Raw genomic sequence first — 9,079 nt, forward strand, 5'->3', positions numbered from 1 at the left:
GCCGTCACGCCGTGCCGTCAGGCCTCGCCGTCAGGCCTCGCGGTCAGGCGTTGCCGTCAGGCCTCGCGGCGCCCCTTGGCCAGGTCCAGCAGGTGGTCCAGCACCACCTGGCCGCTGGAGCGCAGGCCGCCGTGCTCGTACTCGCTGGTGACCCAGGTGCGCAGGCGCGGCAGCAGGGCGGCGGTGGCCATGGAGTACTCGCGCGGCACGTAGGCGTCGTCGTAGTACACCGCCGCAGCACCCGGGACGTCCGCGGCCCGCAGGGCGCCCTCGTCGTACAGCCGCGGCCATGGGTGCTGGGCCAGCAGCTCGGCGGCCTCGGCCCACACCTGCAGCTCCGGGTCCTCGGTGAACAGCTCGCGGTGCACGTGCTCGCCGGCCAGCAGCGTCGGGTCCTCGCGCACGGTCCCGGGCATGGCGCGCTCGGCGGCCCAGTCCGTGACGGTGCCGTCGGCCCAGCAGGACTCGTGGATCACGGCGTAGATGGGGTTGCGGCCGCCGAAGGGCAGGGCTGCGGCCAGGTCGTGAGCGAAGGCCGGGGAGTCCGGGTCCAGGCCCAACAGGTGGTGCAGCTGCTCCTGGCCCTGGGAGCGTCCCAGCAGCATGCCGATGCGGCGCAGGCGCTCCACGCCGACCTTCTGCCCGCCGGGCAGGCGCAGGCGACCGGCCTCCGCGCGGTCCACCAGCACGCGCATGCGGTCGCGGTCGCCGGGGAAGCGGGCCCAGTGCCGCTCACTGCGGGCAGCCATGCCTTCCCAGGTGGTGCGGTACACGGACTCCATGTCCGGCCCCAGGGAGGGGATGCCGCCGGTGAACAGGGCGGTCTCCACCGAGGCCGCGGCGGCGCTGAGGTAGCGCAGGGTGGTGAACCCGCCGAAGGACTGCCCCAGCAGGGACCAGGTGTCCACGCCCAGGTGCTCGCGCAGCAGCTCGGCATCGCGCACGATCGCGTCGGCCCGGAAGTGGGTGAGGTACTGGGCCTGTTGGGCGGGGGTGGCCTCCCGCAGGGTGGCGGCCCCGTCGATCGCGCCCTCGGGCAGCGCCACATCGGGGCCGACGGGCGTGGAGCGGCCGGTGCCGCGCTGGTCCAGCATGATCACGCGGTGCTCGCGCAGGGCACGGGCGAGCCAGGGCGGGCTGTCGGGGCCCACGCTGCGGGGCGCCTTGGAGCCGGGCCCGCCCTGCAGGTACACCAGGTAGGGGCGGTCGGTGCCCTCGGGGTCGGCGTAGATGCGGGCGAACAGCTCCAGGCGCGCGGAGGTGTCGTCCTCGTGGTCCAGCGGCACGGGGAGCGTCACCTCGGTGACCTCGAGGCCGGGCAGGGTCCAGGTGTGCGAGCGGGTGTCGGTGCTCATGGTTCCTTCCGTGATCATGGGTCCTGGCGGGTGCTGTCCCCGGCGAAGAACTCCCATTCGAACACGTGGCGCCGCCCGGGGCGGTCACTGCGGTCCAGTGCACGCCCCACCACCACCTGGGAGATCCGCTCGAACACGTCGGCCACGCCGTAGTAGCTGATGGGCCCGTAGAACTGGGCCTCCTCGGGGATGTCGCCGATGGCGATGATCTCCAGCTCCTCCGGCATCGTGATGCCCAGGTTCTGGGCTGCGGTCTGCAGGGCGACGGCCTGATAGCCGGTGTAGCAGACCACCGCGCGGGGGGCGTTCTCACCGCGCAGCCACTCCAGGCTCGAGCGGTATGTCTCGCGGCGCCCGGGCAGGGTGGAGTGCAGCAGGTCCGGTGTCGGGCCGTCGCCGTGCTCCTCTGCGGCCTCGAGGAAGGCGCGGGTGCGGGCGGGGATCCGGGCGTCGGAGGCGGGGTCGTAGCGGTGCGGGACCAGCAGGTGCACGCGGTCGTGGCGGGCCCGCAGTCGCTGGTAGGCCGAGCGGATCGCGGCCAGGGGGGAGGAGGAGATGACGTCGAAGCTCTCCGGCTCCATCCTGGTGGTGAAGGCGACGATGCCGGTGCTGGTGGTCTCGGCCAGGCGGCGCACCTTCTCGGGCCCGTCGGCCACGAAGTCCACGCTGGTCACGAAGGCGCTGTCGGCCGAAGCGCCCTGCAGGTACTCGTACCAGCGCTCGTCGGCCAGGATCAAGGTGGACAAGTCGTTCGGGAGGGCATCCCGGCGAACCTGGCGGGCCAGGCTCACGCCCCACGGATCGGCCAGGGTGCCCAGGGCCAGCACCACTCCCCCGCCGCGGCCGGTGCGCATGGCCTGCGCGGTGCGGTTGGGGACATAGGCGAGGGCCTCGGCAGCGGCGCGCACCTTGGCCTTGGTCTCCGGGGAACCGGAGGAGCGGCTGCCGCTGCGGCCGGAGAGCACGAAGGAGGCGGTGGCCACCGAGACCCCGGCCTCGCGGGCGACGTCGGCGAGGGTGACGGTGGCGCGCACGGGGCCGCTCCCGTTGGCTTGGCCGTGCCCGTTGATGGGGCCGCTCCCGCCTGCACCTGTACGGCCGTTCGGGGTCATCGACCGCGCCCCGTCGTCTCGACCACGTGCACAGTGACGCCTGCCTCGCGCAGCGCCTGAAGGGCATCCGGGTCAGCGGCGTCGTCGGTGACCAGCTCGTCGATCGCGTCCACGGGACCGATGCGGGCGAAGGCATCAGCCCCCACCTTGCTGGAATCGGCCACCACCACCACGCGGGATGAACGGTCGATGAGGCGCGCGCTGATGTTGGCCTCGGACTCGTCGTGCGTGGAGGCACCGTCGATGGCGTTGACGGCGTTGATGCCCACGAACATGGTGTCGATGCGGATCTGCGCGAGGAGCTGCTCGGCCCAGCTGCCCACCAGTTCGTAGCTTGACTCGCGCACCACTCCGCCGGTGACCACCAGCTGCAGGTGGCGGCGCACGGCGAGCTCCTGGGCGATGTTGACCGCGTTGGTGACCAGCACGGTGGGCCGTTCGGCGTCGCGGAACTCCTGGCGGGAGGCCAGTTCATGGGCGACGGCGGTGGTGGTGGTACCGCCGTTGAGGCCGATCACGCTGCCCGGCCGCACCAGGTCCACGGCGCGTGCGGCGATCAGCTCCTTCTGCTGCGCGTTGCGGGAGGCCCGGTAGCGCATCGGCAGGGAGCGGGCGTCGGGGTTGGCGGAGGCGCCGCCGTGGCTGCGGATCACCAGCTGCTGATCGGCCAGTGCATCCAGGTCGCGGCGCACCGTGGCCGGGGAGACGCCGAGCTCGGTGACCAGGTCCTCCACGCTCATGTGGCCGTGGTCGATGATCAGGTCGAGCACCAGGTCGAGGCGGCGCCTGCGGCCGCGCACCCGCTTGGGGCCCTCGGCGGTCTCGCACGGGTCCTTGGGATCCGTCATCCCTGCTCTCCTGGTCCCGGAGCGCACATCGGTTCTCAGCGCTTACTTCCGTCACCAGATGATAGGCGCTGTTCTGCTCGACGATGGCGCTTCTCATGCCGTTCGCTCACGAATGATCTTGGACAGGGGTCCAGGAACGCCCTCGCGGACGTACCCGCCCGCCGCACGTGGACGCGCGTCCCCGTCGTACACAGACGCGCGCCCACGTCGCACACATGGGCGGTCACCACGCCGCACAAAGGGCGGTCGCCGAGGGTCACCACGCCGCTCGGTAGACCCGACCCGCACCCCGCCAGACAGTTGTTGATTGCTTTTGATTCTTTTCTGCTCGTACAATCAGACCAACGCATCAACGAGAACCCCGGGAGGGACCATGACCGCCGCCGACGACACCGCCACCGAACCCACCGGGACCGGTGCCACCGCCACCGAGACCGAGCTGCGCACCCAGCCGGAGACGTGGCGTCGCGCCATCGAGCTGGCCCCCCGGTTCACCGAGGCCCTGCCCCGCAAGGGAGAGACGGTGCTGATCACCGGCTGCGGCACCTCCTGGTTCATGGCGATGGCGTACGCGAAGCTGCGCGAGGCCGCCGGCGAGGGCATCACCGATGCCGCCACCGCCACCGAGGTCTCCACCGCCCGCACCTACGACCGGATCATCGCGCTGTCCCGCTCCGGCACCACCACCGAGATCGTGGACCTGCTGCGCGAGACCGACACCCCCTCCGTCCTGATCACCGCCGTGGCAGGCGGCCCCGCCGCCGAGTTCGCCAGCGCCGAGATCGTGCTGGACTTCGCCGACGAGACCTCGGTGGTCCAGACCCGCTTCGCCACCAGCGCCCTGATGCTGCTGCGCGCCTCCGTGGGTGAGGACCTCACAGGCGCGATCGCCGACGTGGAGAAGGTGCTGGCCACCGAGCCCCCTGCCGAATGGATCGACGCCGAGCAGGTCACCTTCCTGGGCACCGGCTGGAACAAGGGCCTGGCCGACGAGGCCGCCCTGAAGCTGCGCGAGGCCACCCAGTCCTGGACCGAGGCCTACTACGCGATGGAGTACCGCCACGGCCCCATCGCGATCGCCCAGCCCGGCCGCCTTACCTACGTGTTCGGTGAGGCCCCTGCGGGCCTCGAGCAGCAGGTGGGCGAGACGGGGGCGACCTGGGTCGCCACGGGCCTGGACCCGGCCGCGCAGCTGGCGGCCGTGCACCTGTGGGCGGTGCGTCGGGCGGAGAAGCTGGGCCTGAACCCGGACACCCCGCGCAGCCTGAGCCGCGCGGTCCACCTGGACGCGTGAGAGCGGCCGACGCCACGATGGTCCCCATGGACACCTCCGACACCGCTCCCCCGTCACCCCAGCGCGCCATCGGGGTGGACGTGGGCGGCACCCGCACCAAGATCGGGCTGGTCAGCGCCGACGGCTCCCTGGGCATCCCCTACTCCCTGCCCACGCCGCGGGATCCCCGTGAACTGTGCGCGATGATCGCGCGGGAGACCACCTCGCTGGGCGAGCGGGCGGGCGTCGGCTGCGAGGTACCGGTCGGGGTGGCGGTGCCCGGGATCATCGACGAGGACCGCGAGGTGGTCGAGCTCGCCGTGAACCTGGGCTGGAAGGACCTCGCTCTCGGCGCGATGCTGCGCGAGGCCCTGAGCGCCCCGATCGCGCTGGGGCACGACGTGCGCGCCGGCGGCATGGCCGAGGCGGCGTGGGGCACCGGCAAGCTGCTGCCCCAGCGCAGACTCCCGGACTCGGGGAACCTCCCACCGCTGGCGGATCTGCTGTTCGTGCCGATCGGCACCGGGATCGCCGCGGCCGTGGTGCATGACGGCAAGGTGTTCGGCGACCGCTTCACCGGTGAGATCGGCCAGGTCATGGTGGAGGAGCCGTACACCGGCAAGAGGATGCGTCTGGAGGAGGTGGCCTCGGCCTCCGCCATCGGCCGCCGCTTCGCCGAGCAGATCGACCATGACGCGCACGCGCTGGTCACCACCGATGGCGGCCGTCCTGCGGCACGCGCCGTGGTGGACCTGGCCCGCGAGGGCCACCCGGGGGCCGAGCGCATCCTGGTCAGCGCCCTGGACACCCTGGGGCAGGCCCTGGCTACTATCATCTCCAGCGTGGGCACGCTGCCGGTGGTGATCGGCGGGGGCCTCGCCGAGGGCGGGTCGATCGTGCTGGACACCCTGCGCGGCGCGATCCAGTCCCGCCTGGGCGTGGTGCCCACTCCCCCGGTGCTGCCCAGTTCCCTGGGCATGTGGGCGGGCTGCCAGGGCGCGGCACTGCTGGGCATGAGCCGCGCAATCGCCGAGGCGCCCTCGTCCAGCGACGCCCCCGGGCCCGCGGCCGACAAGGCCCCTCGTCCTTCGGATCATGAGGCGGCGCGATGATCCTTGCCATCACCCCGAACCCCGCCCTCGACGTCACCTACACGGTCGACGCCACACGCCCGCATGAGGTGAACCGGGTGCGGGAGGTGCGCATCGAGGCCGGCGGCAAGGGTGTCAATGTCGCCAAGGTGCTGGCCCAGCTGGGCGAGCCAGTGCGCTGTGCCGGCCCCCTGGGCGGGCCCGCCGGTGACGAGCTGCGCCGGCGGTTGGCAGCCACAGCTGGCCGCCCCAGCACTTCCGACGCAGCAGACACCAACGCCGCCGACACCACCCCAGCCGATACCGACTCAGCCCACGCCCCCGCACAGGCGGCCGATCCTCTGCTGCGCCAGGGCTGGACCTGGATCGACGGCACCACCCGCCGCACCCTCGCCGTGGTGGATTCCGGCGGCGCCACCGGCCTGTACGAGCCCGGTCCGCAGCTCAGTGCTGCCGAGGTGCAGCAGCTGCTGGCCGACGTGGGCGCTGTGCTGACCGGCGCCATCCCCCCGATCGAGGCCGCCACCATCAGCGGCTCCCTTCCCGGGGGCATGAGCGGCGAGGACCTCGCCACCCTGATCGCGGCGATCCGCGACGCCGGCCGCCCCGTGCTGGTCGACACCTCCGGCCCCGGACTGCTCACCGCGGCCCGCGCCGGCGCCACCGTGCTGAAGCCCAATGCCGAGGAAGCGATGGAGGCCACCGGCGAGTCCACTGCTCTGGATGCCGCCCGCGCCCTGTGCGAACTGGGTGCCGGCACCGTGGTGTGCTCCCTTGGCGGGGAGGGGATGCTGGGCCTGCAGCCTGTCGAGGCCGTGGACCGCACCGCTGCCACGACGGTCCGCGCCTGGCGGGCCCGTCTGCCCCAGGCGCTGGACGGCAACCCCACCGGGGCCGGCGACTCGGTGGTCGCGGCTCTGGCCTCCACCGTGCTGCTGGGCCGCACCGACCTGCCCACCGCTCTGCGCCGGGCCGTCGCCGTCGGCGCCAGCGCCGTGACCCGCCCCGTCGCCGGGGAGATCGACCTGGAGCTGATCGATCAGCTCGAACCCACCGTCACGATCGAGGAGATCTGATGCCCCTGAGCCCGCTCACCCCCGTCGCTGCTCGCGCCCGCGAGGCCGGTCACGGCCTGGCCGCGTTCAACGTGATCCACCTGGAGAACGCCGAGAGCTTCCGCATCGCCGCCGAGGCGGTGGGGGTTCCGGTGGTGATGCAGATCAGCCAGAACTGCGTGAAGTACCACGGGGGCCTGGCCCCGATCGGTCTGGCCACCCTGGAGATCGCCCGCCGCTCGGAGGTGGATGTGGTGGTGCACCTGGACCATGCCGACGACCTGGACCTGGTGAAGGAGGCCCTGGACCTGGGGTTCTCCTCGATCATGTACGACGGCTCCAAGCTGCCCGACACCGAGAACCGTGCCCGCACCGCCGATGTCGTCAAGGCCGCCCACGAGCTGGGTGTGAGCGTGGAGGCCGAGCTCGGTGAGGTGGGCGGCAAGGACGGCGTGCACGATCCGTCGGCCCGCACCGACCCGGCCGATGCGGCCCGCTTCGTGGCCGACACCGGGGTGGACCTACTGGCCGTGGCCGTGGGCTCCTCGCACGCGATGACCGAGCGCACCGCCGCGCTGGACGAGCAGCTGATCTCCGCGATCGCCGCCGAGGTCCCGGTGCCGCTGGTGCTGCACGGCTCCTCCGGTGTGGCCGACGAGAACATCCAGGCCGCGATCCGGGCGGGGATGACCAAGATCAACGTGTCCACGCACCTGAACAAGGTGTACACCGGCGCGGTGCGGGGGTTCCTGGACCAGAACCCCACCGTGGTGGACACCCGGAAGTGGATGAAGGCAGGCCGCCAGGCAGGCACCGGGGAGGCCGAGCGGCTGATCCGCCTGTTCAAGGACGCCGCCCAGGGCTGAACGACCAGGCGAGCAGGGCTGGCCACCCGGGCAAACCGGCAATCCCCAGTCGGCGTCAGCCCTTCATGCCGGAGTGCGCCAGGCCCTCGACCACACGGCGCTGCAGCACGATGAACAGGATCATCAGCGGCAGCATCGCCATGAAGCTGGCGGCCATCATCACCGGGTAGTTGGAGGTGAACTGGCCCTGCATGGTGGAAAGGCCCACCGCCAGGGTGGTGCGGTCGTCGTAGGTGGCCACGATCAGCGGCCACATGAGGTCGTTCCACGAGGCCAGCGCGGTGAGGATCGCGACAGCGCTGAGGGACGGGCCGGACAGCGGGAACATGATCCGCCAGAACGTCTGCCACGGGGAGGCCCCGTCCAGGCGTGCCGCCTCCTCCAGTGAGCGAGGCATGCCCATGAAGTGCTGGCGCATCAGGAAGGTGCCGAAGGCGCTGAAGATACCGGGGGCGGCGATACCGGCCACCGTGTTCAGCCAGCCCAGCTCCTGGATGATCCCGTACTGCGGGATGAGGTAGATCTGGTACGGCACCATCAGGATCGACAGCACCAGGGCGAACAGCACGTTCTTGCCGCGGAACTGCATGCGGGCGAAGGCGTAGCCGGCCATGGCGCACAGGATGGTCAAGTCCCTTTGAGTGGTGGCTTTTGGGTCAGGCGGTCATGAGGAGCCGGCTGTTGTTCTCGGGGGTGTCGGTGGTGAGTATGTCGGCGAGGCGGCGGAGGGAGATGTCACTGATGTAGCGACGCTCGCCGTACTGCCATTCCTCGTGCTGGTCCTGGAGGACGGCGCCGACGAGACGGGTGGCGGAGTCTCGGTTAGGGAAGATCTGGACCACGTCTGCGCGGCGCTTGATCTCGCGGTTCACCCGCTCGATGGGGTTGTTGGACCAGATCTTGCGCCAGTGCTCGATCGGGAACGCTGCGAACGCGGTCAGGTCTGCTTCGGCGTCCTTCAGCATCGCCGCGATCTTCGGGAACGAGCTCTCGAGCGAGGCAGTGACCTGCTGGAACGAGTCCCGGACGGTCTCCGGGCTGGTCTGGGCGAAGATCGTGGAGACCAGGGCGTTGACGGGCTTGGAGCGCGCAGAGCCCAGCGTCTGGGTGATGTTGCGGGCGAAGTGGACCCGGCAGCGCTGCCATGACGCGCCGGGCAGCACGGCTTTGATCGCGTGCTTCAACCCGGAGTGCGCGTCGCTGGTCACCATAAGCACGCCCTCGGGCGCGGCGGGGGTGGAGATCGTCAGACCGCGTTCGCGCAGGCTGCGGAGGAACTCGGTCCAGAAGTCGGTGGTCTCCGCGTCACCGATCGCCATGCCGAGCACTTCCCGGTGACCGGTCGCGGCAACGCCCGTGGCGACCACGACGGCTTGGGAGACGACGCGCCCGCCCTGGCGGATGTCGAGATAGGTCGCGTCCAGGAACAGGTAGGGGAACCAGGTGTGGTCCAGGCGGCGGTGGAGGAACTCCGCGACA

9 protein-coding genes are annotated in these 9,079 nt (G+C 71.5%); 4 read left to right on the plus strand and 5 right to left on the minus strand.

All coding sequences use genetic code 11. The features are described from left to right. Positions 1-56 precede the first annotated feature (56 nt). The 3 genes from M3B01_RS01195 to M3B01_RS01205 form a co-directional block, all read right to left on the minus strand. Positions 57-1,355 (minus strand): alpha/beta hydrolase, encoded by a 1,299-nt coding sequence (locus tag M3B01_RS01195; protein ID WP_259789037.1) that lies wholly within the window; start codon positions 1,353-1,355, stop codon positions 57-59. Positions 1,356-1,369: 14 nt separating this feature from the next. Continuing rightward, positions 1,370-2,389, minus strand: a complete 1,020-nt coding sequence (locus M3B01_RS01200) for a LacI family DNA-binding transcriptional regulator (protein ID WP_259789038.1) — start codon at positions 2,387-2,389, stop codon at positions 1,370-1,372. A gap of 74 nt (positions 2,390-2,463) precedes the next feature. After that, entirely contained in the window at positions 2,464-3,315 is an 852-nt protein-coding gene (locus tag M3B01_RS01205) for a DeoR/GlpR family DNA-binding transcription regulator (RefSeq protein WP_259789039.1), read from the minus strand. A gap of 373 nt (positions 3,316-3,688) precedes the next feature. On the opposite strand from M3B01_RS01205, the gene M3B01_RS01210 reads away from it, so the two are divergent. From M3B01_RS01210 to M3B01_RS01225, 4 genes are read left to right on the plus strand one after another with little or no spacing between them, the layout of a single operon-like run. Further along, positions 3,689-4,609 carry an SIS domain-containing protein gene (locus M3B01_RS01210; RefSeq protein WP_259789041.1) on the plus strand — a complete coding sequence of 307 codons (921 nt, stop codon included), beginning with the start codon at positions 3,689-3,691 and terminating at the stop codon, positions 4,607-4,609. 26 nt (positions 4,610-4,635) lie between these two features. Next, complete coding sequence (locus M3B01_RS01215) at positions 4,636-5,700, plus strand: ROK family protein (RefSeq protein WP_259789042.1); 1,065 nt, start codon at positions 4,636-4,638, stop codon at positions 5,698-5,700. After that, positions 5,697-6,755, plus strand: a complete 1,059-nt coding sequence (locus M3B01_RS01220; protein ID WP_259789043.1) for a 1-phosphofructokinase family hexose kinase — start codon at positions 5,697-5,699, stop codon at positions 6,753-6,755. The genes M3B01_RS01215 and M3B01_RS01220 overlap by 4 nt, the downstream gene beginning before the upstream one ends. Continuing rightward, positions 6,755-7,600 (plus strand): class II fructose-bisphosphate aldolase, encoded by an 846-nt coding sequence (locus M3B01_RS01225; RefSeq protein ID WP_259789045.1) that lies wholly within the window; start codon positions 6,755-6,757, stop codon positions 7,598-7,600. Before M3B01_RS01220 ends, M3B01_RS01225 begins: the two co-directional genes overlap by 1 nt. A gap of 55 nt (positions 7,601-7,655) precedes the next feature. Here the strand turns inward: M3B01_RS01225 and M3B01_RS01230 are convergent, their stop codons facing one another. Together M3B01_RS01230 and M3B01_RS01235 are read right to left on the minus strand one after the other, a co-directional pair. After that, positions 7,656-8,213: a carbohydrate ABC transporter permease gene (locus tag M3B01_RS01230; RefSeq protein ID WP_259789046.1), complete on the minus strand. Its 558-nt coding sequence runs from the start codon at positions 8,211-8,213 to the stop codon at positions 7,656-7,658. Between the two features lie 43 nt (positions 8,214-8,256). Next, on the minus strand, positions 8,257-9,079 hold an 823-nt coding region (locus tag M3B01_RS01235; RefSeq protein ID WP_259789047.1), incomplete at its 5' end, for an IS256 family transposase.

The organism is Brachybacterium sp. p3-SID957, assembly GCF_025144775.1.
In the GTDB taxonomy this organism is placed as follows: domain Bacteria; phylum Actinomycetota; class Actinomycetes; order Actinomycetales; family Dermabacteraceae; genus Brachybacterium; species Brachybacterium epidermidis.

Excerpts from the sequence above, each read along its gene's own strand:
- M3B01_RS01225 (WP_259789045.1), top strand. The coding sequence starts at position 6,755 with ATGCCCCTGAGCCCGCTCACCCCCGTCGCTGCTCGCGCCCGCGAGGCC.
- M3B01_RS01220 (WP_259789043.1), top strand. The coding sequence starts at position 5,697 with ATGATCCTTGCCATCACCCCGAACCCCGCCCTCGACGTCACCTACACG.
- M3B01_RS01230 (WP_259789046.1), bottom strand. The coding sequence starts at position 8,213 with ATGGCCGGCTACGCCTTCGCCCGCATGCAGTTCCGCGGCAAGAACGTG.
- M3B01_RS01195 (WP_259789037.1), bottom strand. The coding sequence starts at position 1,355 with ATGAGCACCGACACCCGCTCGCACACCTGGACCCTGCCCGGCCTCGAG.
- M3B01_RS01215 (WP_259789042.1), top strand. The coding sequence starts at position 4,636 with ATGGACACCTCCGACACCGCTCCCCCGTCACCCCAGCGCGCCATCGGG.
- M3B01_RS01210 (WP_259789041.1), top strand. The coding sequence starts at position 3,689 with ATGACCGCCGCCGACGACACCGCCACCGAACCCACCGGGACCGGTGCC.
- M3B01_RS01205 (WP_259789039.1), bottom strand. The coding sequence starts at position 3,315 with ATGACGGATCCCAAGGACCCGTGCGAGACCGCCGAGGGCCCCAAGCGG.